Origin of the sequence: Sporosarcina sp. A2 (assembly GCF_050858885.1) — a bacterium.
GTDB lineage: Bacteria > Bacillota > Bacilli > Bacillales_A > Planococcaceae > Sporosarcina.
In genome coordinates this window covers 1294938-1315756 of sequence record NZ_CP193898.1, presented here as the reverse complement: position 1 = coordinate 1315756, position 20819 = coordinate 1294938, and the positions used below count along the sequence as shown (strand labels likewise).

The 20819-nt window shown below is 39.7% G+C and carries 28 protein-coding genes; 5 read left to right on the top strand and 23 right to left on the bottom strand.

The genetic code is table 11. The features are described from left to right. Window positions 1–9: 9 nt before the first annotated feature. The 3 genes from ACRPI0_RS06480 to ACRPI0_RS06470 all read right to left on the bottom strand — a co-directional run bounded on the left by ACRPI0_RS06480 (window position 10) and on the right by ACRPI0_RS06470 (window position 2625). A complete protein-coding gene (locus tag ACRPI0_RS06480; protein ID WP_432355501.1) occupies window positions 10–351 on the bottom strand; it encodes a thioredoxin family protein in 342 nt (113 codons plus the stop codon). A 214-nt stretch (window positions 352–565) separates the two neighbouring features. Further along, window positions 566–2176: an MFS transporter gene (locus ACRPI0_RS06475; RefSeq protein WP_432355500.1), complete on the bottom strand. Its 1611-nt coding sequence runs from the start codon at window positions 2174–2176 to the stop codon at window positions 566–568. After that, on the bottom strand, window positions 2173–2625 hold the full coding sequence (locus ACRPI0_RS06470) for a MarR family winged helix-turn-helix transcriptional regulator (RefSeq protein WP_432355499.1): 453 nt from the start codon (window positions 2623–2625) through the stop codon (window positions 2173–2175). Before ACRPI0_RS06470 ends, ACRPI0_RS06475 begins: the two co-directional genes overlap by 4 nt. Before the next feature lie 189 nt (window positions 2626–2814). Between ACRPI0_RS06470 and ACRPI0_RS06465 the strand changes: the two genes are divergently transcribed. Beyond that, window positions 2815–3636 carry a squalene/phytoene synthase family protein gene (locus tag ACRPI0_RS06465; RefSeq protein WP_432355498.1) on the top strand — a complete coding sequence of 274 codons (822 nt, stop codon included), beginning with the start codon at window positions 2815–2817 and terminating at the stop codon, window positions 3634–3636. Between the two features lie 259 nt (window positions 3637–3895). On the opposite strand, the gene ACRPI0_RS06460 is transcribed toward ACRPI0_RS06465, so the two are convergent. The 10 genes from ACRPI0_RS06460 to ACRPI0_RS06415 form a co-directional block, all read right to left on the bottom strand. After that, window positions 3896–4192: an alpha/beta hydrolase gene (locus tag ACRPI0_RS06460; protein ID WP_432355496.1), complete on the bottom strand. Its 297-nt coding sequence runs from the start codon at window positions 4190–4192 to the stop codon at window positions 3896–3898. Window positions 4193–4221: 29 nt separating this feature from the next. Next, a complete protein-coding gene (locus tag ACRPI0_RS06455) occupies window positions 4222–4356 on the bottom strand; it encodes a hypothetical protein (protein WP_432355495.1) in 135 nt (44 codons plus the stop codon). 142 nt (window positions 4357–4498) lie between these two features. Next, on the bottom strand, window positions 4499–5470 hold the full coding sequence (locus ACRPI0_RS06450; protein WP_432355494.1) for a ring-cleaving dioxygenase: 972 nt from the start codon (window positions 5468–5470) through the stop codon (window positions 4499–4501). 113 nt (window positions 5471–5583) lie between these two features. Next, window positions 5584–6096: a topology modulation protein gene (locus tag ACRPI0_RS06445; protein WP_432355492.1), complete on the bottom strand. Its 513-nt coding sequence runs from the start codon at window positions 6094–6096 to the stop codon at window positions 5584–5586. Between the two features lie 14 nt (window positions 6097–6110). Next, window positions 6111–7724 (bottom strand): ribosomal protection-like ABC-F family protein, encoded by a 1614-nt coding sequence (gene abc-f, locus ACRPI0_RS06440; RefSeq protein WP_432355491.1) that lies wholly within the window; start codon window positions 7722–7724, stop codon window positions 6111–6113. Between the two features lie 86 nt (window positions 7725–7810). Then, complete coding sequence (locus tag ACRPI0_RS06435) at window positions 7811–7951, bottom strand: RAxF-45 family protein (protein ID WP_432355489.1); 141 nt, start codon at window positions 7949–7951, stop codon at window positions 7811–7813. Between the two features lie 106 nt (window positions 7952–8057). Then, window positions 8058–8459, bottom strand: coding sequence for a VOC family protein (locus ACRPI0_RS06430; RefSeq protein WP_432355488.1), 402 nt, complete (start codon window positions 8457–8459; stop codon window positions 8058–8060). A 48-nt stretch (window positions 8460–8507) separates the two neighbouring features. Continuing rightward, window positions 8508–8891 (bottom strand): VOC family protein, encoded by a 384-nt coding sequence (locus ACRPI0_RS06425; RefSeq protein ID WP_432355487.1) that lies wholly within the window; start codon window positions 8889–8891, stop codon window positions 8508–8510. Between the two features lie 147 nt (window positions 8892–9038). Then, complete coding sequence (locus ACRPI0_RS06420; protein ID WP_432355486.1) at window positions 9039–9479, bottom strand: GNAT family N-acetyltransferase; 441 nt, start codon at window positions 9477–9479, stop codon at window positions 9039–9041. 17 nt (window positions 9480–9496) lie between these two features. Then, window positions 9497–10210, bottom strand: a complete 714-nt coding sequence (locus tag ACRPI0_RS06415; RefSeq protein WP_432355485.1) for a class I SAM-dependent methyltransferase — start codon at window positions 10208–10210, stop codon at window positions 9497–9499. A gap of 258 nt (window positions 10211–10468) precedes the next feature. On the opposite strand from ACRPI0_RS06415, the gene ACRPI0_RS06410 reads away from it, so the two are divergent. Next, window positions 10469–11128: a DUF2268 domain-containing protein gene (locus ACRPI0_RS06410; protein ID WP_432355484.1), complete on the top strand. Its 660-nt coding sequence runs from the start codon at window positions 10469–10471 to the stop codon at window positions 11126–11128. Window positions 11129–11197: 69 nt separating this feature from the next. On the opposite strand, the gene ACRPI0_RS06405 is transcribed toward ACRPI0_RS06410, so the two are convergent. Further along, window positions 11198–11464 carry a hypothetical protein gene (locus tag ACRPI0_RS06405; RefSeq protein WP_432355483.1) on the bottom strand — a complete coding sequence of 89 codons (267 nt, stop codon included), beginning with the start codon at window positions 11462–11464 and terminating at the stop codon, window positions 11198–11200. A 234-nt stretch (window positions 11465–11698) separates the two neighbouring features. Here ACRPI0_RS06405 and ACRPI0_RS06400 point away from each other — a divergent pair, with 234 nt between their 5' ends. The 3 genes from ACRPI0_RS06400 to ACRPI0_RS06390 all read left to right on the top strand — a co-directional run bounded on the left by ACRPI0_RS06400 (window position 11699) and on the right by ACRPI0_RS06390 (window position 13822). Next, on the top strand, window positions 11699–11893 hold the full coding sequence (locus ACRPI0_RS06400; protein ID WP_432355482.1) for a YjcZ family sporulation protein: 195 nt from the start codon (window positions 11699–11701) through the stop codon (window positions 11891–11893). Between the two features lie 584 nt (window positions 11894–12477). Then, window positions 12478–12801 carry a PadR family transcriptional regulator gene (locus tag ACRPI0_RS06395; RefSeq protein WP_432355481.1) on the top strand — a complete coding sequence of 108 codons (324 nt, stop codon included), beginning with the start codon at window positions 12478–12480 and terminating at the stop codon, window positions 12799–12801. Beyond that, window positions 12794–13822 (top strand): DUF4097 family beta strand repeat-containing protein, encoded by a 1029-nt coding sequence (locus ACRPI0_RS06390; RefSeq protein WP_432355480.1) that lies wholly within the window; start codon window positions 12794–12796, stop codon window positions 13820–13822. The genes ACRPI0_RS06395 and ACRPI0_RS06390 overlap by 8 nt, the downstream gene beginning before the upstream one ends. A 71-nt stretch (window positions 13823–13893) precedes the next feature. Here ACRPI0_RS06390 and mce read toward each other — a convergent pair whose 3' ends face one another. From mce to ACRPI0_RS06345, 9 genes are all read right to left on the bottom strand, one after another. Further along, entirely contained in the window at window positions 13894–14310 is a 417-nt protein-coding gene (mce, locus tag ACRPI0_RS06385) for a methylmalonyl-CoA epimerase (protein ID WP_432355479.1), read from the bottom strand. Between the two features lie 37 nt (window positions 14311–14347). Further along, complete coding sequence (locus ACRPI0_RS06380; RefSeq protein WP_432355478.1) at window positions 14348–14641, bottom strand: RNA polymerase alpha subunit C-terminal domain-containing protein; 294 nt, start codon at window positions 14639–14641, stop codon at window positions 14348–14350. Window positions 14642–14789: 148 nt separating this feature from the next. After that, window positions 14790–14948, bottom strand: coding sequence for a DUF3784 domain-containing protein (locus tag ACRPI0_RS06375; protein ID WP_432355477.1), 159 nt, complete (start codon window positions 14946–14948; stop codon window positions 14790–14792). Next, window positions 14881–15504 (bottom strand): GNAT family N-acetyltransferase, encoded by a 624-nt coding sequence (locus ACRPI0_RS06370; protein ID WP_432355476.1) that lies wholly within the window; start codon window positions 15502–15504, stop codon window positions 14881–14883. Before ACRPI0_RS06370 ends, ACRPI0_RS06375 begins: the two co-directional genes overlap by 68 nt. 770 nt (window positions 15505–16274) lie before the next feature. After that, window positions 16275–16628 carry a YesK family protein gene (locus ACRPI0_RS06365; RefSeq protein WP_432355475.1) on the bottom strand — a complete coding sequence of 118 codons (354 nt, stop codon included), beginning with the start codon at window positions 16626–16628 and terminating at the stop codon, window positions 16275–16277. Window positions 16629–16733: 105 nt separating this feature from the next. Continuing rightward, window positions 16734–17087, bottom strand: coding sequence for a DUF6176 family protein (locus ACRPI0_RS06360; protein ID WP_432355474.1), 354 nt, complete (start codon window positions 17085–17087; stop codon window positions 16734–16736). Window positions 17088–17665: 578 nt separating this feature from the next. After that, on the bottom strand, window positions 17666–18085 hold the full coding sequence (locus ACRPI0_RS06355; protein WP_432355473.1) for a DUF4181 domain-containing protein: 420 nt from the start codon (window positions 18083–18085) through the stop codon (window positions 17666–17668). A 240-nt stretch (window positions 18086–18325) separates the two neighbouring features. After that, window positions 18326–18856: a hypothetical protein gene (locus tag ACRPI0_RS06350; protein ID WP_432355472.1), complete on the bottom strand. Its 531-nt coding sequence runs from the start codon at window positions 18854–18856 to the stop codon at window positions 18326–18328. A gap of 11 nt (window positions 18857–18867) precedes the next feature. Then, a complete protein-coding gene (locus ACRPI0_RS06345) occupies window positions 18868–20274 on the bottom strand; it encodes an FAD-binding protein (RefSeq protein WP_432355471.1) in 1407 nt (468 codons plus the stop codon). Between the last annotated feature and the right edge of the window lie 545 nt (window positions 20275–20819).

Below are 20819 nucleotides of genomic sequence, written 5' to 3'. Positions count from 1 at the left end.
ACATTGTCACTACAGTACGAGCTGAACCCTTCGTTCAATCTCTTCTTGATCGTAGATTCCAAGGATGTTATCAACAGGTTTTCCATTTTTTACAATGACAATTGTCGGAAAGCCCATGACATCATATGTCTTGACATGGTCATTTGTTTCGTTCATTAAATCGTCCAAGTCCACGTTGTGCTGAATAATTTTCAATTTACCAGTATATTTCTCGTCAATGTCCTTTAAGATCGGAACAATCAATTCACATGGCCCGCAACCGTCTGTTGTGAAGTCAATAACTACTGGTACCTCACTGTTTAACACCTCATTATTAAAGTCCTCTTTGCTTACTTGTCGTAATTCTCCCATTTCAATTCCTCCAATTAGTAAATAGTAGTAAAACAATCTTTCAAACTTTCTGAATACTAAAGTTAGTTTACGTCTAGAATGCCTGTAATTCAATACTTCATGCATACCTTGGTAGATTTAGAGCTTATAATGTCCTAAATCATGTCGATTTTGTCCGCAACAAAAAAACAGCCATGTCGAATGAAATTGACATGGCTGCAACCTATTATTCCGGTTACTTTTTATTTTCAATTTTTGCATTTGAAGAATCATTTGCCGAGACCAGTGGAATCGCACGTAAAAATACCGCCACTATTGCCCCTGCAACCATGATGCAAGCTGCTACAAAGAAAGTGGTCGTCAATGCTTCACTGAAAACCCCTTTAACTGTACCAACGAGTTGTTCTGCAATTGGTTGAATATCGGCTGGTATACTAGCTTTTACCTGTTCAAGTCTTGGAGTATCTAACAAGATTTCCGGATTCATAAGTTGCCCAATCTTCCCTGCTTCTTCAGGTGGTAAATTAGATAATCCACCGTCCGTTTGTCCGGAAAATGCTGAAGTCATTTTTTTCACCATAACAGAACTCATCACAGCTCCAAAAATACCGATTCCGACCGTGTTGCCAAGTGATCGGAACAACTGTGAGGAGGCAGAGGCAACACCAAGTTGCCGCAGGCTGACAGCATTTTGGACAGTGAGTGAAAATACCGGCATGCTTAGACCGAGACCAATCCCAACGATACACAAATACAAGATTATCAGCGCAACTGATGTATTGATAGTAATGTAGCTCATCAAGAAGATGCCAACGGCTCCAATGGCTAATCCAATGATGGCCAGCCCTTTATATTTACCGGTTTTGGTCATAAAACCTCCGGAAAATGTCGTTGCAAACACCATTGTAATCGACATCGGCATCATAATATATCCTGATCCACTAGGAGAAATGCCTTTTACACCTTGGATGAAGAACGGTGTATAAATCATGATCCCCATCATACCCGCGCCTAATAAAAACCCAGCGATATTGGAGATGGTAACAATGTCGTTTTTAAACAGCGAAAGTGGTAAGACTGGTGTTTTCACTTTACTTTCAGTAATGATGAACGCTATCAACGCCAGTATGGTCAATGCAAACAGTCCGATGATTTGCCAAGAAGACCATCCGTATTTGCCTACTCCTTCACCCGCCAAGCTGAATGCGAGTAAGAGTGAAACAATGGTTACTGTTAAAAATAAAGATCCGAAGTAATCGATGGACTCCCCTTCTCTTTTTGCAACTTTAGGGAACAGTTTTGCGATTAATACAAACGCAACAAAGCCGAGTGGTAAGAAGATCCAAAATACCCAATGCCAATCGAGGTGATCAACAATATATCCTCCCATCATAGGTCCAAGAACACTGGAAACTCCAAAGATTCCACTCATTGCCCCCGTCCATTTCGCCCGTTCTCTTGGTAAATATAAATCTCCAACTGCGGTAAACGCTGTGGACATGATGATACCGCCACCGATACCTGTAATCCCTCTGAAAATGATAAGTTGGAAAATCGTCGAAGAGAATCCTGACAGGAATGCACCGACCATGAAGATTCCTATTCCCGCAAGTAGAAACGGTTTCCTACCGTATATATCAGACAGCTTTCCAACTAGGATTGTTGCCACCGCCATCGTCAATAAGTAAATCGTAATAACCCACGTATAATAATCCATGCCGCCAAGCCGCGATATGATACGAGGCATGGCGACACCTATAATCGTTTGGTTGATAGCAGAGAAAAACATCGCCGTCATGATTGCAATCATAATCGTTACTTTTTGTTTTGCAGTTAAGTGATTCATTTTTCATCTCCTTTCATAATTGATATATTTCTAGCTGCCTGCTCAAAAATATCAATCATCATCGGCAATTGGTCCTCATTAAGGTGACTAAATGCTTTGGTCATTTTCGTTCTGCCTACTGATCGCAATTGCTGCAGCATTTCTCTACCATCGTCAGTTATAGCAAGGTGTACAATTCGCCTATCAGATTCATCACGAATTCGAGTGACATAACCATGACTAATCAATTTATCAGACGCAGCTGTCACGGCACCCGCAGTCAATCCGAGAATTTGTGCAAGCTCTGACATTTTCAAAGGACCTTTTCTTGCTAAAGTAAATACTAGATGAGACTGTGACCCTGGTAGATTCGCTTCGAAAACTTGCTTCCACATCTTGCCCATTTCCCGAGTAACATTCCAGAATAGTTCTTCAAACCTAACAAAATCCGTTGCGTTCCATTCAGACATAATGTCCCTCCTTATTTCAAAGAACTTCAGTGATTAAATACTTTAATCATTGAAGTATTTATTAGTATAAGTTCCAATTAGTTCTACGTCAAGCATTCAAGGGGCTTTCAATGGAAAAGACAGTGAGTAAGCGGTATGATATAAATAGTAGAGTCTATTACATCGTATTATGGAAAGAAGGATTTTGACATGAATGAAGCTATCTTACAAAAAGATGCGATGCGCGTTCTAAAAGAAACGAGCCGCACATTTTACATACCCATTAAATTATTGAATTCGACACTGCGTAAAACGGTCGGTTCTGCTTACCTATGCTTACGTGCAATTGATGAAATTGAAGATCACGAACAATTGGATCCTGTGAAAAAGACTGCGTTACTTCGTGCCACAGCAGAGTTGCTTCGAAATGGATTTAACCAGGAAGATTATGCAGCACTTTTAAAACCTGTTGAAGGACAGCTTCCAGAAGTGACACTTCGTCTAGCGGACTGGCTCGCGGTATGTCCATCGGAGTTGTATGAAAACGTGAGAAATGTAACTGCGATCATGGCAGATGGAATGGCGAAGTGGGTTGAAAAAGACTTCCAAATCGAAACTAAAGAAGACTTGGATGAATATACGTACTATGTAGCAGGACTCGTCGGCGTCATGCTTTCAGATATCTGGGAGCAATACGATGGTACAATAACAGATCGTGAGTTAGCAATCGGCTATGGCCGTGGCTTACAAGCAGTCAACATGCTCCGTAATCAAGACGAAGACGCAGAACGTGGCGTCCGTTTCCTTCCAGATGGCTGGACGCGTAATGATTTGTTCGATTACGCTAAAGAAAATCTAGAAATGGCAGACGAATATATGAAGTTAATTCAGACAAAAAACATTACCCTATTCTGTAAGATCCCATTAGCACTCGCGAAAAAGACTTTAACCGCACTTGAAAAAGGTGAAGAAAAGATGAAACGCGATGAAGTAAATGCAACAGTCGATGAAATTCTAAAAGAAACAATGTAAAAAGAGCAGCCGCGGCTGCTCTTTTTTGTTTGAATTGTGATTATCAAGTAGGATGGTGATCATAAATCTCGGATTTTGCTCATAAACTCATTGTTGTTCCGAGATACTCTATGAATATTCAATAAAACGATACACAATTCAACTGCGTTAAGGGATTAATTGGTAGCGCTACCCTTGTTTCTGGCTGGGCTAACACTATTTAAAAGTGCCCTCCTCGTTCTTCACACATACCTATTCCGCATCTCCCTCCAATCAACTGTTACAATTGAGTTTTCAACCATTGACGAACATGTTCAACTTCCACATTACAAATGCTATAATCATTCTCCTCCATTAACAACTCCACACATGCACCAGCTTCTGATAAAATAGATGCAAATTGGTTTTTTTGCTCAACGAGCACTAACGGATCATCCATCCCTCCTATTATCGCAATACGCAAATCTTTCATTGGAAACTCCACCGGTTCATCTGAAGGCACCATAGGATGAAGTGAAATTCCACCGTTTGAAATACCTGAATGTCGTAATAATATATTTGCCGCGATATTCGCCACATTTGAGTACCCTACTAGATATGACGACACTAACGAAATTCATACTGACTTGCCCATTTCTTAACATACTTAGCTAACTGATCTGTCAGATACGAAAGATCTTCGTGATCGAATACACCTTCAGCAATTCTGCGGAAGAAACAAGGCATTCCATTTTCAACCACTTCGCCTCGAACTCCTCATATATTCACTTCATCACTTTATACCTTCCCAAGCGACAACAAGCTAGACTCATCTCCTACAGTTCCATGCAACAAAATTAGTGTTGCTTCCGCATCCTCTCGTGCTATAAAAATATGCTTCATGTTATTGCCCTCCACCTAACGGCTTGAGTCGGCTTTCGATTTCTTCACGTCGTGACTCAAGGAATGGTGGTAATGCTAAAGACTCTCCCATAGTTTCAAACGGCTCATCAGTAGCAAACCCTGGGCCATCCGTTGCGATTTCTATCGTCAATCCATTTGAATCTTTAATGTAGACCGAACCGAAATAGAATCTGTCGATAAACCCAGAGTGCTGTACATTCATCTCTGTTAGTCTTTCCATCCACTGTGAAAGTTCTTTCTGATCCGCCACACGAAGTGCAACATGATGGACACTTCCACGGCCTGGTCGTTCAGTCGGTAAATCCGTACGCTCTTCTAGAATGAGTTCAGCACCCGTTCCACCTTCACCTGTTGAATAGACGACAACATTACGCTGTCCGTCTATAAGTGACGGATAGGTAGCAATCTGTTTGAATTTTAAAACTTCTACAATTAAACGCCGTGTTAGATCGCCATTTGCAACTGTCAACGTAACTGGCCCAAGCCCAGTAATCCCAAACTGCTTAGGAATCCCCTCATGTTCCCGTGGCGTTCCTCCTGCAACTCCTTCATTTGTTTCATCGGAAACGAGCATCAGTCGTTGCCCTTCAGCATCTTTAAAACGAAGTGTCTGTCGTCCCACTCGGTTTATAATATCTTCTTGTTCCACGCCATGCTTGCTAAATCGTTCCTGCCAAAATTGTAGTGCATCGTCTGACACCACTCGTAAAGAAGTTAACGAAATACTATTCGTTCCAGCACGAGTAACACCCGCGTGAGGAATTTCAAAAAACGTTAACTCCGTTCCAGGAGTTCCTGCCTCATCTGCATAAAAAAGGTGATACATGGAAGGTGCATCCTGATTGACCGTCTTTTTCACCAGTCGCATCCCCATGACTTCTGTATAGAAATGTAAATTAGCTGTTGCATTTGCAGTAATAGCTGAAACGTGATGAATCCCTTTAAACTCCATTATTATTTCCTCCTCTTACTCACCATAATTGCTCTTAATTCAAGACAATAATACCGACAGCTAATTAGAAACACAAATAAAACGAACTGCTAATGCAGTTCGTCAGATAGTTCCTATTCAATTTGACTAATAAACTCCTGGATTTCTCGTCGTGATTGAAGATGAACTACCTTTTTCCCCTCAATCAAAAAGCGCTTAATCCGTTTCCGCATATCGACTCTTCGGCGCTTATAAGTAGTCACGATGTACTTTAGAAATTTCCAGTCCAGTTTTTCTGGACACGCTTCCCCAAGTTCAGGTCTCGTTTGGCGATGATAGCGAATACGCCTTTTAAGGACTCGATATAAGCACAAGTAAAGGGGCAGCTCTAGATAGATAAGTGTATCTGCACGTTCTTCACGAACCGACGCTGATTTGGAATAGTTTCCTTCCATAATCCAACTAGAACTTGCCATCGCGTCCACTTGACGCTGTTGAAATACTTCATCAGAAACTTCTATCCACCCTGATTCAAAAAACAGACTATCCAAATAAGTAACTGGATAATTCAACTTTACTCCCAACTCACGAGCGAAAGTCGATTTCCCAGCACCTGCAGAAACGCCCATTACTAGAATCCGTTTCATAACTCTCTCCTCATTTATGTCTCGATTTGTTTTCGCTGCGCAAATTCAAAATCCCCATCGTGAACTGTAATCTGTTTTCCTTCAATCCATGCAATTTTTGTAAACAGTTTTTGTAAAAAGTAACGATCATGACTCACCGCAATTAAGGTGCCTCCGAAATTCTCAAGTGTATCTTCAAGGACTTCCCGACTCTCAATATCCAAATGATTCGTAGGTTCATCTAGTAATAGCAAGTTAATATTTTGTTGCATTAGCTGCGCAAGTCGTAATCGCATCTTTTCCCCGCCACTTAAATCTTTCACTTTCTTAAATACGTCATGACCGTAAAAAAGAAATTGTGCAAGAACATGACGTGCATCGGGTTCTGTCATTTTTATCTCCTCACGAAAGGCGTCTATTAAACGCATTTCATGATTCAAAGTATCAAATTGCTGAGCTAAATAACCGATCGTAACATTACTGCCCATTTGAATTTGGCCATAAGATGGTTCCAATTGGTGTAATATCATCTTCAATAGCGTAGACTTTCCCGTTCCATTATCTCCGACTATTGCTAAGCGATCCCGCCAATACACAGATATTGAAATATCCTCAAAAATCGGTTGTTTCTCTAATGAATAGCGGTGACTAACCCGTTCGATACGAACGACTTCTTTCCCGCTTCGTTCACTTGCTTCTAGTTGAAGTCTCATCGCTTTCTCTGTTTTAGGCTTTTTGACAATTTCGATTCTCGCGAGCATTTTCTCCATGGTCTTTGCCTTACGGAACAAATCAGGATTCGGTGGAGAAGCTTCATTGGCCCATTGACGCAATCGACGTATCGCTTCTTTAATCTTTTTGATTTTCTTTTGTTGCTCTTTATACTCTGAAAACTGTTGTTCTAATTTAGCTTCTCGATTCAACAGGAATGCGTCATAATTCCCGTGACTCTCCCAACATTGTCCGTCTTCCAACTCTATAACTTTATTAACAACATGATTCATAAATTGACGATCATGGGATACTAGTACCACAGTTCCTTGAAACTGTTGAATGTGTTGCTCAAGCCATTGGATGGCGGTGAGATCTAGATGATTCGTAGGTTCATCCAAAAGAAGGATATCCGGGTTTTTAAGCAGGATTTGCCCCAACATCACTTTCGTTTTCTCACCTCCGCTTAGCGCATCAAACTTCTGTTGCAAAAAGGACGTTATCGCTAATCCATTTGCGATGCTAATTAGCTTCGATTCCATCTCGTAGCCGCCTTGTTCCATAAATGACTCTTGAAGTTCTCCATATTGATTAAGAATTCGTTCGGAAATATCCGTGGCCATCTGTAACTCTAATTCTTTCATGCGGATTTCAATTGCTATCAGCTCAACGAATGCTTCTAACAGTACATCTTTAACGAGTAAATCCGGATAGGAAGGAATCTGATGTAAATACCCGACTTTGCTATCCTTCGCCTGAACGATACGACCCTCGTCAGGAGATTCGATCCGTGCAAGCAAGCTCAAGAGTGTTGTTTTGCCACATCCATTTCGTCCGACAAGTGCCACATGTTCCCCTGCTTTTACTTCCATAGTTAACTGCTCCAGTATGACTGAACCGCCAAACGACTTTGTAAGGTTTTCCGCTTTAATCTGCATAAGTAGTGCCTCCAGTAGCGCACTGATTTCAGGCAAACAAAAAAGACTGCCTGTTAACAAGCAATCTTTTCGTGAAAAGAGTGAAGTTAATCAGTTGCGCATAGATTTTTTGGTTTTCTAAAAAAGGACATACGTATCCCGTTCTCCCAAAAATCGAAAGTAATGACACGTGCAAAATAAGTTGAAGTATCTACTTGTACACTTGTCTGCGCTTCTGGCTTCTTCATTCTTTTCACCTCCATTCAAATTAGTTAGTGTAATTCTAACACTCTATTGATTGACTTGCAAGAAAACTATAGTCACTAGAGTTCGAGCATAATCTTTTCAGGAAATTCATTCTTTAGGTAGGTCCATCTGCCATGAAACACCAAAGCGATCTTGCACCCATCCGAATTGTTGGCTGAAACCATAGTCATCTAGCGGCATAAGTAGTTGTCCATCTTTCGCAAGGTTTTCATATAGGTAGCGGATTTCCTGTTCAGTATCACAATCGATGTATATCGAGAACGAAGGAGTGAAATTAAATTGATGGCTGACATTACTGTCTATACACATGAATTCTTGTCCCTTCAATGAAAACATTGCTTTCATCACGGTGCCTTCGTCGCCGGATTCACCCTTTCCATATCGAGAGATGCTACTAATTGCAGAGTCTCTAATGAGTGATGTATAAAAGTTAATCGCCTCTTCTGCTTGACCGCCTTGGAACATTAGGAAAGTTGATACTTTTCCCATTCTAAACACTCCTAACCATAAAGAATTTTCATACATCTAGACTTTCAGTCATTCACCCTTTTCCATCACGGCAAAATAATTACCTTCAGGATCTGCAAAGTTAAACACGCGTCCAGTTGGTATGCTTACCAATTCGCCTACTGTTACATGGCTGTTCTTGAGTTTCTCAAAAAGCTCATCCAACTTGTCCGTGAAAAATAGGAGCGAAGGGGTTCCAAGATTTAATTCAGGCTGCATTTTTGAAATAAGCTCCTTATCATGGAGAACGATACATGTGTCTGATTCTTTAGATGGTGCGATTTCAATCCACCGCATTCCTTCCCCATTGTCCTCCTCGGAAATGACGCTGAATCCAACCTGCTCTATCCAGAACTTCTTTATGTTGTCTTGATCCGAAACGTATACCATGACTTGCCCAATTTTTTGAATCATACTATTCTCTCCTTCAAATGAATGTCATCCATTGTACCAATGATTTGAATCACAACTAGATTCCTCTATTCATTCGTTGTCTACAATTGATATTCCTTTATTTTTAGAGGAGGTTCCAATAAGGAGACCTCCAGCTTTCTTCGTCTATTATTCGAAAGTCAGCTCCATGAGACAACTTACTTCAGTAAATCCTAGCTCCTCGTATAGTTGCTTTGCGTGATTCCCATTGAAAACATTTAACTGAACGGCTGGATAGCCCGCCGTACTTAGACGTTTGACCGCTTCCTGACAAAGCTTTCGACCCACCCCTTGATTCCTTGACGCAGGAAGTACATAGAGTTCAGATACGAATCCTTTCGATTCATTCATATACACGTCATTGATTTCTCCTATACCGACCCATCCTTGAATCGTGTCCCCATTGAAACAAACCAAATAATCGAAATCAGAGTAAAAAAATGGCGCTAGTGATGGTAGCTCGCTTTCCTGTTTTTCATCCAGGTAACCTGCGGTAGCTTCTGACATTACCGCTTTCCAATGTGCTACTATCTCCAAAGTTTCTAGTACGGTGGCCATTCGAATCTCCATTATTCCACTCCATTCTTTTACTTCGTACATGTAAAAATACGGACACCTAATCGATTTTTATAGATTTCCGTTAACTCCAAGTGTTGACTCAAAATGTCGTGAAAGCCTTCATCAATCCACTCTGAGAGCGAAAAATCCGTAGCGGTTTCATTGTCAGCCTTATCAGCTTCCAAATCAGGTACTTCAATTGACTGAATGGTTAACCCCGTTTTTAAGAGAGCCTTCTTCCACTCCTTCACCGTCCAAATCTCCTCCATCCCGTAAAACTTTGTGATTTCTTCTTTCACCACATCAGTTAAAGGGTGTTCGAGAACCATTTCAATTGCGATTAAGATTCCATTCTTTTTAAGGACCCTTGTCAACTCAGCGATGCTGACAGACGGGTTTGTAAAAGCAATTACAGATTCAGATAGAACTAAGTCTATGGACTCCTCCTCGTAAGGCAATTTCTCAATATCAAACAGTTCGATCTTAATTTCTTTAGTTAACTTTGTTAAACGTTCTTTTGCTTTAGAGACCATCACTGGATTGTAATCAACTGCCAACACCTGACAATTATACGTATTTACGAGATATGCAGCTGTTTGCCCTGTTCCGCAACCAGCGTCCAACACCGTCATCTTTTCGTCTATTGTTATATTCTCCAACAATTTTTTAGTGAGCTGGAGACCTCCTGGATGAGCTCCTCCTACCCCAAATGCAGCTAGACACGCTAAGTATGTGTTTTCCAACTAGTCTCACATCCCCTCTTGATATAGATATGCAAAAACCTACTCAAATGCTGGATAGGTTGCTACTTCAACAAGTAACGCTTCTGGTTCACCTATGCATACGCTATGAAAAAGAGGAGTACTGAGATGCCTGTCATTCGAACAGATGAGTGGTTGATAGACCTTTATCAAGATCCGCTAAAGCTCTGTAATCAGATGAAACCATTCTTTCCCCGCGTTTCCGCGAGTGAAATTCATGAGTACTTTTGTATGCATGGGATGTATTACGAATCCACCAAGAGTGGAACCGCACTCGTCGAAACCATGAAGCGCAACAATATATGGAAAATTGTCGAGAAGGAACTTAAGGCACTTCGCCAACGGTGGGAAGGTCCAGACGTGCCCATCATCATTTTGCCTTCAAATACAGCCGATCAGAACTTGATGAGTGACACGAATGGAAAAGCCGGATTGGCTTTTTCAGACAAACTTTTTCTTCTCGTACCTGAGTCGATTTCATCGAATGAGTTAAAAGCATTATTTACACATGAATACAATCATGTCTGTCGATTATGGCACACAAAAAACAGTGAGAACTCACTCACACTGCTCGACTCCATAATTCTCGAGGGGATTGCAGAACATGCGGTACGTGAGCGACTCGGTGAAGCATACACCGCCTCTTGGACTACTTTATACTCCAATGAACAACTTGAGAAGATTTGGAAAACCACGATCTTACCTAAACGAAATTTAATGAAATCCCACCCGCGACATAATCAGCTTCTATACGGCTGGAGAGGCGTGCCAAAAATGGCGGGATATTGCGTTGGCTATTATTTAGTGGAAACCTTTTTGAACAACAACAAACTTTCAACTTTCGATATCATGACAGAAAACGCAAAAGTCATCGCAGATCTCACTCATTCCAAAAATTGAGTTCAAATAAAAAAGAAGGCAGTACCCGGCACTTACCAGGCGCTGCCTACTTCATCATGACTCAATAACTCACCAAAAAAAGAATGGAATTAACGCTAGTGTCGCAATTGCACCTATCGCGATACCAAAACCAAAGCCTCTTCCACGATATCCATAACCTCCATATCCGTAACCAAATCCACCTAAATTTCTGCCGCCATTCATTGGTTGTAAATATACTTGTCGGTTATCTACGTGTTGAATGATTCCTCGATGTTCCCTACCATCTTTGGTTCGGATCACAACTGCTTTCCCATGATGACGGGTACACATCTGTTGCATGTTTTCTTTCGCCATTTTTCACCCTCCCATCTAGTCACTCACTAGTAGTATATGAATGGAATTAATCCACAGGAAGGGACAACACCCAAAAAAACATCATCTGTGTGAATGTCCCTATCACAGATATGTTGCCTGCATACTCTATCAACATAGGCAACGTGGAGAAGGGATGAGCGGGTCTTGATAACCATTCACTCGAACTGCTTATGACAACTCTTTAGAATTTATTCGTTTGAGGAGGTGAAAACTATGGGTTATGGATGTGATCCTTGCGGTTATGGCGGATACGGTGGTTACGGTCAGCAAGGTGGAAATTGCGGAGGTCGAGGTAACGGAGGCGGTTTTGCGCTACTAGTTGTACTATTCATTCTACTTATCATCATCGGTGCTTCTTATGCTTCAAATAACAATGATAACAATCATCATCACAAAAAAGATTGCTAAACTAAAAAAGGTTGAGTCCCGTTGGTTGTATTGACAATGGGACTCAGCCTATTCACCTATTTCCAATCATATTCGGGGTGATCGCTCTTGCTTCTTCTTATCAGACACAAAAGTTGTTGTTTCAACTAGTAACATGACAATGCCTAATTTAGGGAAGAGAAAAACGAGCCCTCAATAAAGAAATACAATATAGTTAATTTGCGGCATATTAACGATTGTAAATGAAATTAGAGAGTTCAGAAAAAAGTGAATGTCGCTTTAAATCGTGGTGCTACTTTATTAAGGAAAACCATCAGGATGAAGGACAAGACGACACATCCCATTACTACCAAACCTATCGAACCAGGGCTTGCCATAAATTCTCCTCATTTCTACAGTACTATTATTACCATGAATCTTTCATACGAACGTAGCCTACAAAGTGTTTCGTATATTAAATAAAATAGTTATAAGGACACAAAAATCTAATAAACACTTTTAATAGTACCTTGCAATGAACAATACTAAGTGATAGACTACTGTAAATGGTACGCCACTAAAACCAGTACTATTCATTAAACAATAGTGAAAGGTGGGAATAAATCGTGAACATCCAGTTTAAGAAAGGGGTACTGAACCTTTGTGTACTCGTCCTTCTTGATAAACAGGATCGCTATGGCTATGAATTGGTACAAAAGATTTCAGATCAAATCGCCATCTCAGAAGGCTCCGTCTATCCACTATTACGTCGATTAACAAAAGAAGGTTACTTCACCACGTACTTGAGAGAATCCACAGAAGGGCCGCCACGTAAATATTATACACTGACGGACACAGGACGCGATTATCTCCACGAACAATTAGAAGAATGGAAGCATTTTTCACAAGGCGTCAATACGCTTATCAAGGAGGGCATTAACCATGACTGAAAACCAATATATTGTTGAACTTGAGGGTCTACTGAGACGGCTTCCTCTAGAAGAACGTCAGGATATCGTACAGGACATTCGCGAATACTTTGTTGAAGGTCGTGAAGACGGAAAAACGGATGATGAAATCACCGCGTCTTTAGGATTCCCGAGTACTATCGCAACAGAGCTCCTCTCCTCTTACCCTGAGTCGACTGAAGTGGTGGGAACGAGTACCGGTTCTGAGGTAATACATATCCAAGAGAGTGATTATAAAAGTATTTCCATCGACGTTCAGCATGGAGCACTTATTTTGTCTCCTTCAATAAAGGATATGACCACAGTAGAGTTGACGGGTAGTAATGAGAAATTACATTTGTCAGCAGAAGTTCAAGGTGATCTTCTAGTTGTTAAACTGAAAAGTCTTCGTCCCCGTTTTATGATGTTCAGTTTTTCCATGAAAGCGGTTGTTTTGAAGGTTTCTATTCCGAAGAAACTGTATGAGGCCATTACACTGAAAACAAATAACGGTAGAATCTATGCAGAGAAGCTCCTATGTCAAGCGCTTCGTGTAGATTCAGACAATGGGCGCATTCAATTACGTGAAATTGCGACTCGTTTGCTCGAAACAAAAACGGATAACGGAATCATTGAGGTTACCAACACACAATCGGACCGGATCAGTGCAAAGAGTGATAATGGGCGAATTGAAATGCGTCATGTTGAAGGGGATGAAATTGCAGTAAAAACAGATAACGGACGGATCGAGCTAAGCCACGTGAACGGCAATATTGTCGGAGAAACTGACAATGGGAGAATTACATTGCTCACCGGTAGTTTGGATCGCAATATCGATATGCATACCGACAACGGCAGTATCTTGATTCAATCTGAAACAAAGCCGACTAATGTATCCATTCATGTGAAAACCGATCACGGGCGGGTCGACGTGTTCGGCGAAAAAAATTCACGTACCGACTTCGGATCATGTGAACATAAAATACGTCTCAAGTCAGATAATGGACGGATTACCGTTCAATAATCAAGTTCATAATTAGGAATAGAAAAAACAGAGATCCTATAATCTCTGTTTTTTTGCTTGGTACTATAAATTTATTCCCCCTGCGGATAGCTGCATAGTTCAAACAGCGTCCCTTCCGTCGAGGCTGGATTTATATAAATTAAGCGGCGACCACGAGTATTCGTGCGCAACGTGTCTTCAAGGAAACGAATCCCCTTTTCTCTCGCGTTTGTGATGGCTTGGTCCAGGTCATCGACTCGATACGCAACATGATGAACGCCCTTTCCTTTTTGCCTAATAAACCTGGCAATCGGGGAGTCCCTGTTCGTTGGTTCCAGCAATTCAATAGTTTGTCCATTGGTTTGAACAACTGCAACGTGGACTTCAACACCAGGTACATCACTTGTGTACCGATCTTCCAGTGACCCGTTCAGTACTTCTAAATAAAAAGGAAGAGCTTCTTCAATACTTCTCACAGCAATCCCAATATGATCAATTTCGTACTCCATATTAAACCTCCTCATTCACTACAATATAGTCACGACACTAGAATTTCAACGTCATTCCCTGCTCTTTCAGCGATGCCCTCAGCTTGGGAAGTGATGCAGGACCTAATCCGTGAAACTCTAACAGTTTTTTTTCTGAATATGTAGCCAGAATCTCCAACCAATGAATCCCCTGATGCTGTAATGCACGTCTCGCGGGTGCAGATAGCTGTTTAAGAAAACCACTTTCCGGTTTTCGTTCCTCTTCGCAAATCGGACACGTGGGACAGTCACTTTTTTTGTAATAGCGGTGTCCTACATCACACACATTAAACTTTTTTGCGGAGATATCCATGTATTCACCCTTCTTCCAATTAGGAGTTTCTATTTAAACTTTTTTTCAAATCGCTTTCCCGTATTCACATAGACAATCATGAAAAGTACAATTCCTAATAACAGCGTCAGCCCAACATACATAAGCCATGGTTTATCTAATAGATCACTCAATCCAAAAAAACCATACTGAATGATAATGCATACATCGTCTTACCCATGAATTTGCACAATTGAATACTATCGTATTTTTCTTGTTCTTCAGGTGCCATCGTATTGTATCCTGCAATTAAGAAGGCGCCCTTTCCCTTGATGAAAAGAGTTCCCAAGACGAGAAATAAACCAACTAACACAATCATGACAACCAACTTGCTCCACCTTCCTCATTTCATAAAATTTAGACATGTAATACTCATCGATATACTCACCATCGATATAAAGCGAATTCCTCTTAATTCCTTCAATTTCAAATTGCATTTTCTTATAAAGCCGAATACCTGCATCATTCGGCTTTGCGACAGTTAATTCCATTCGATGAATTTTATGTTCATACGCCCATTTCTCAAGGTATTTAAACAATTGGGTTCCGATTCCTTTTCCTCTACTATTAGCGGAAATGCCAATAACCAGATAGACCGTATGCAGCGTTCTTCTGGAATTTCCGCCAATCGCCATCAGATACCCCAATAACTCACTATCCATTTCAGCCATGAAAATCTCAGACTGACTATCTGTTTCTATGGAGCTTATCCTCGCTTTCAGCTGCTCTACTGATATCGTTCTCTCCCCAGATTCAAATAGCATATAGTCTGAACTGCTTTCAACGCCACTGATAAGTCGTTGAAGCAACTCGGCATCTGCCAATTGAACTTCTCTAATAAGCATATTCTTACCCTCCTCGTTAGAGTTCATTTACACTCAAACGAATAGCTATTGACTACTGGATTATGAATTTCCAGAATCACATTCCCCTCGTTCTCATAACAACCAGATGTAAGCAGTTGGATTTCCTTGGAATTGAAATAACTTGTTGAAATGACTAAAAACAAACTCACTATTAGAAGTGTTCCTATCACAACTAAACCGCTTATATAATACTTGTTAATTAGAATCAACCTTCCTTTAAATTGAGTTCTATTATAGATATTTCACTTAATCTCATGTGTGCATCTAATTCTGCTTTGCATGTTTTACGGATATATAAACCAACCGCGAAACAATTAAAATTTCAACGACCGCAACCGAAGCCACTAATCTGAGCATTCCTTGTAGAATCACCCAACCTACAGGGAATATCATGAAGAATAATAGGTAGGCTGCACCTGTCAGCATGATAACAATTGCTACATGAACGGTTTAATATCTTTCCATATGATGGTGACCAAAGCGGATACATTAAGTATCCCCACAAGCCAGGCTGTTTGCATAGTACCCCTACGAAATTCAAAATGAGATTGTTCACTATTTAACGAATTTGTGATTGGATTCGACAAATTGTAGACCATGATGACTGCAGTAACAGAACCCACCAAAAGCAGTACAAATAATAGAATCCCGCTGATACGAACAACACTATCTCATTTCTTCATTTTCCCAGCTCAACCTCATAGTTCAAAATGGGACATATTACGCAGAAGGCAATGAAATTTCCACTTTTAGCTAATAAATAGCGTGAAGACAATCACGATTACAAAAACGATTGGAATCACAATTAGGTTCCGTTTGTCGCTTGCACTCAATGGTTGAGCATTTTGTGGATTTACTGGTTTGAACAGGAAAACAAATATCCCGACAATCGCAATAACAACAAAACCGATACCTATGATTCCAAACCCCATACCTTCAAATCCGCCAATCAATAAAATACTCGAAACGATAGTGAAAATCCCTACAAGTGCTGTTATGAGCGATGCAAAATAACGTTTTTCACTTCTCTTCGTAAGAATATAGATAAATGAAAATAACAAAAACCCTAGAATAAGACCTATTGCAACTGGTACTAACACCATATATTTCACTCCCTTTAGTTTGTTATAAAATCATCAACACTATCTCATCATCTAGTACGTGATGAGTTTTAGTATTGATCACGCAACTCTTTAATACCTTTTGACTTATTGCATCTTCTCACTAATCTTATCTTGTATCATGACAACATTAGTCTTCAATAAACTTTCTGGATAGTTAAAATCGATACATTCATTCCAGTATTCCATATGCTTCTTGTCGATAAAACCATCTGAAAACACTACTTCATCGGAACGCATGCCTTGGTATGAGACCCAGTACAAGTACATAACGCCTTCAATCGTTTCTTCGAAAATGGATTCAACATACATTTTTTCAGGCGGCAGCGTTTGTTTCACATCCTCTAAATGAGTTGTCAAGAAGTCCATCCATTCTTTCGCCCTTTCTTCTTTACCTCCTATGACTCTAAACCTTTCTAATTCCACGTGAAGATTGTTCATACCCTATTCCTCTTTTCTAATTTAACTTTAAATAGATACAATTCATATCAATCTCCATCGTTCTCTAATTTTAAAGTGATGAGCAACTCTACTTTCATTTGAAAAAGGAGTTTCAACTTTAGATTTATGTCCTCTCCACCTACAAGTGCAGGTAGTAAGCTAAACGAGAAAGATTTAAAATTCTCTGTATAGTATGAAACTACAAGAAAAAAGCAAGGTATACCAATTAAGCAAATTAATGAAGCAAGTAGACTTCTAGTTAGAGTTCGGTTCAACGGCAATCCTCCTTCAGAATTGTGAATTGCGAATTGTGAATTATGAATTATGAATTAATCCAATTTTAGCATATCGTGTTATTAGATAGAAAGAAATCCCAACAATTTTACATCGATTTATCTGTTGCCATTGTAGCCATATCCTATAATATTGTGAAGTCAACTGTTCTAGTTACCGATCATAAATACATTTCTGATGAAAATGATCGAGTTAACCTATGAAAAATAGAAGCTTAAACAAAAAAAAGGCTCTTCAATTCAAAGAGACCCTTTAGTAAAACTTAGAATAGAACTCTGATGTATTTAGGCAATTAAGCCAAAAAATCTAGTCGTAATAATTATGATTACTAGACTTATGGATAGAACTAATTGTATCAAAGTCACCTTGTATTCATTCTTTTGCTCACTATATTTCTTTTGCATATAGGCTCGAATTAGTTCGAGCGTGACATTAGAAACAAGCAAATAAATTAGTGAAGTATAAAACCATAGGAGTGGTGTATAATTATCAGATGCAAAAATGACTGCCAAAAATAGCAATACAATAATAAAGACAGCCCGTAGCGGCCAGTCAATCTTACGGTGATTATCATTAACAGATCGAGTGACTAACGCTACTTTAGAATCTACACCCAACAATCTCCGAAAGATCTTTTCCGTTACATAAAAAAGAACTATCACAAAAACTGCCAATAGTACAGCAGTAGTACCAAAATCATTCATGGTATCACTTCACTTTCTTACTATACAGTGAATTGCTTTAGCTAATAGTCTCATTAGCAATACGTTCTGTGGATAGAACTTTACTGTAAATATATTCTGATAATTCCATAATACGTTTCTACTAACTATTTAGTGTAGCCAATGACTTCTTTTTATAAGGAAATATGTTTACTCGAATAGCTCTATATTGGGGATTATCGGCATTTTCAGTAAAAATCAAGGAACTTCTTACAACACGAACTAAACTTTTTTAAGTTGGCTACTCTTTCCCTTAATGTAGAGTTCCCATAGGCCGCAAATACACAGTAAGAAACCAAAAATAGTTATAAAGACAACTGGTGAAATTACTTTTACAAAGCTAAACCCAATCATCATGCAACCGACAATCAAATAATGATGAACTGCGTGTAAATGATACGTTTCCTGTTCTGAATGCCATGCGCGAAAGTAACCTTGTAACATCCCCAAGACGACTTGCATCAGAAGAACGAAATATGGAAGACCTTCATGAAAATTCTTTATAAATCCTATTAATATGTAGACACATCCCATGCCCATATAAATAGCGAAAATATAGGATTGATCTTTTTTCTTTCTTGACTGATAAATACGGTACCCCCAGGCTGCCGCAAACGAAAATGTGGCAAAGAACCAGGCGAATAAGGTGAACGTCAACGACACCTGCTTCAACCAAATTATATAATATGGAAAAATGACAACCTGTCCTACTGTAACAACTAGCGGTAAATACCGCTCACTTTTAAAATTCATGCGCTACTCCTTCATTTTAGATAATACTCGTAAAACATATTCTGGAAGACGGTATTGGGATCCAATCGTGATTTTTCTTCTTTGAATTTTCCCCAACCAGGGTAAGAACTTCTAAATTGTTCTTTTGTTTGATAACGGTAGTAAGGAAGGTAATAGGTTCCTCCATGTTGTAAGGTGAGGTCAGTCCAACTTTGGATATATGATGTTGCCTGGGCAATCTCCTCTTCTTTCAATCCATGCTGAATTAATACAACTAAACCTAACATATCCTTATTCGCATAATTTAAGGTCGTAAAGTCGTCATGAGCAGCATATCGGACCGTTATATTATGGACTTTGAAATCATGTTTTTTGTCATTAGCTGGGATCACTTGCTTTAAATCGTTTATATAGTCTTCATAAACATCCACTGGAACAAAAAACTCTTGTAACACTTCGATTCGACCGGGTTTCGTATATTCCATAAACAATGATTCAGAACGCATCACATTATTTCTGGTAATCTCATTCCCATCAATAGAAGCAATATATCGTTTTTGGGTACCCCAAAATAGATCTTCTAAGGCCCCACCCTGACGTCCCAAGTTAAGTACCAATTTAGTTAATCGAGCACCTTGTTCATGTTTTAGAGGTGTTTTATCATCCTGTTTTTCTGAGTAATCGTAGTTAATTACATACATTTCGTCCAAAAAGGAGCCAGGCGCAACACTCACTCTAGCATAGTGCATAGCAGTATTTCTACGATCCATTAACTGATTAAAATAAGATTCGTACTCGCTTGTTTTCAGCTTTTCCGTGTGGATGGTATATATGTCATTTTCCGTTACTTCCAGTGTCACGTCTAAAATAACACCAAATAATCCGTAACCCCCAAATACATACTTCATCCATTCATCTGGATCGTCCCGGGTTACATTCTTTATTTCTCCAGTAGGCGTTAAAAGTGTCATTTCTTTAACGGTTTCTGCCATCGAACCGAAACGGATATCTCGCCCGTGTGCGTTAACAGAAAGAGATCCACCTATCGTGAAAATTGATTGGGACTGAGTTACTTTTACGGCTAACCCATACGGCATTAATGCTTCTTGAACGTCCTCCCATGTTGCCCCTGCCTCTACACGAATGGTTTTTCCTCGTTCATCAATTTCAAGTATCTGGTTAAATGAGCGCATATCCAGAACAACTCCGTTTTTGTAATAGGTATGGCCGCCTTGGGAATGTTGCAATCCCGCAACAGCGATTTTCTGTCCTTTCTGATTTGCTTCTTTTACAATCCGTTGTAACTCATTTCGGTTTTTCGCAATAACTACTCTTTCAACCCTTTCTGGTAATAGACCAGTATAATCCGTTACTAAACTATTTTGTGAGAGCCCATATTTCCTCTTCTCAATCGGGATATTCCAAATAATGAGTGTCACAATAATAACAACTAGACTCCCTAGAAACCATGGCTTTTTAAGCAATCCCGTTATAAATTTCATAATTAACCCCTAAGATAAACATTTTTTAAATCGTCATCGTGATCTATCCATTATACAATATGACACTCTTAAGTGAGGGGATGTTTCTTTAAATGATTGCCAACCCGTTTTTTTGACTTATGGCGCACGCAAATGGCTGTCAGCGGATTTGCCTCTTATATCTGGCTACACCTCAGGCGAGGAGGAGGATTTATTCTAAATTAGAAACACGGTCTTGTAGTAGAAACGCTGTTTGAGGAACTTTCAGATACAAGTACTCCAGAGGTGTTAAAGGATTTACAAGTAGATGTATTGTGAAGACGCGGAACAAAATAAGAGGAGACACCTATTATTCCAAGTGGCTTCTCCTCTTATTTTTATTTTGTTCAACTGACTTAGCCAAGTTTTACTATCCATCGATTCGAAAGTAGTTGTAAACTATCGCTTTTTATCAGCACCCATTTTGTCCCTTAATATAGCTGGGATAAATGTAACTAGCAATA

Excerpts from the sequence above, each read along its gene's own strand:
- ACRPI0_RS06405 (WP_432355483.1), bottom strand. The coding sequence starts at position 11,464 with ATGGCGAAAGAAAACATGCAACAGATGTGTACCCGTCATCATGGGAAA.
- ACRPI0_RS06370 (WP_432355476.1), bottom strand. The coding sequence starts at position 15,504 with ATGCTTATTAGAGAAGTTCAATTGGCAGATGCCGAGTTGCTTCAACGA.
- ACRPI0_RS06430 (WP_432355488.1), bottom strand. The coding sequence starts at position 8,459 with ATGGGAAAAGTATCAACTTTCCTAATGTTCCAAGGCGGTCAAGCAGAA.
- ACRPI0_RS06425 (WP_432355487.1), bottom strand. The coding sequence starts at position 8,891 with ATGATTCAAAAAATTGGGCAAGTCATGGTATACGTTTCGGATCAAGAC.
- ACRPI0_RS06435 (WP_432355489.1), bottom strand. The coding sequence starts at position 7,951 with ATGAAGAAGCCAGAAGCGCAGACAAGTGTACAAGTAGATACTTCAACT.
- ACRPI0_RS06480 (WP_432355501.1), bottom strand. The coding sequence starts at position 351 with ATGGGAGAATTACGACAAGTAAGCAAAGAGGACTTTAATAATGAGGTG.
- ACRPI0_RS06450 (WP_432355494.1), bottom strand. The coding sequence starts at position 5,470 with ATGGAGTTTAAAGGGATTCATCACGTTTCAGCTATTACTGCAAATGCA.
- ACRPI0_RS06360 (WP_432355474.1), bottom strand. The coding sequence starts at position 17,087 with ATGAACAATCTTCACGTGGAATTAGAAAGGTTTAGAGTCATAGGAGGT.
- ACRPI0_RS06445 (WP_432355492.1), bottom strand. The coding sequence starts at position 6,096 with ATGAAACGGATTCTAGTAATGGGCGTTTCTGCAGGTGCTGGGAAATCG.
- mce (WP_432355479.1), bottom strand. The coding sequence starts at position 14,310 with ATGGAGTACGAAATTGATCATATTGGGATTGCTGTGAGAAGTATTGAA.
- ACRPI0_RS06465 (WP_432355498.1), top strand. The coding sequence starts at position 2,815 with ATGAATGAAGCTATCTTACAAAAAGATGCGATGCGCGTTCTAAAAGAA.
- ACRPI0_RS06390 (WP_432355480.1), top strand. The coding sequence starts at position 12,794 with ATGACTGAAAACCAATATATTGTTGAACTTGAGGGTCTACTGAGACGG.
- ACRPI0_RS06470 (WP_432355499.1), bottom strand. The coding sequence starts at position 2,625 with ATGTCTGAATGGAACGCAACGGATTTTGTTAGGTTTGAAGAACTATTC.
- ACRPI0_RS06475 (WP_432355500.1), bottom strand. The coding sequence starts at position 2,176 with ATGAATCACTTAACTGCAAAACAAAAAGTAACGATTATGATTGCAATC.
- ACRPI0_RS06350 (WP_432355472.1), bottom strand. The coding sequence starts at position 18,856 with ATGAATTTTAAAAGTGAGCGGTATTTACCGCTAGTTGTTACAGTAGGA.
- ACRPI0_RS06355 (WP_432355473.1), bottom strand. The coding sequence starts at position 18,085 with ATGAATGATTTTGGTACTACTGCTGTACTATTGGCAGTTTTTGTGATA.
- ACRPI0_RS06365 (WP_432355475.1), bottom strand. The coding sequence starts at position 16,628 with ATGGTGTTAGTACCAGTTGCAATAGGTCTTATTCTAGGGTTTTTGTTA.
- abc-f (WP_432355491.1), bottom strand. The coding sequence starts at position 7,724 with ATGCAGATTAAAGCGGAAAACCTTACAAAGTCGTTTGGCGGTTCAGTC.
- ACRPI0_RS06400 (WP_432355482.1), top strand. The coding sequence starts at position 11,699 with ATGGGTTATGGATGTGATCCTTGCGGTTATGGCGGATACGGTGGTTAC.
- ACRPI0_RS06410 (WP_432355484.1), top strand. The coding sequence starts at position 10,469 with ATGTATTACGAATCCACCAAGAGTGGAACCGCACTCGTCGAAACCATG.
- ACRPI0_RS06420 (WP_432355486.1), bottom strand. The coding sequence starts at position 9,479 with ATGGAGATTCGAATGGCCACCGTACTAGAAACTTTGGAGATAGTAGCA.
- ACRPI0_RS06380 (WP_432355478.1), bottom strand. The coding sequence starts at position 14,641 with ATGGATATCTCCGCAAAAAAGTTTAATGTGTGTGATGTAGGACACCGC.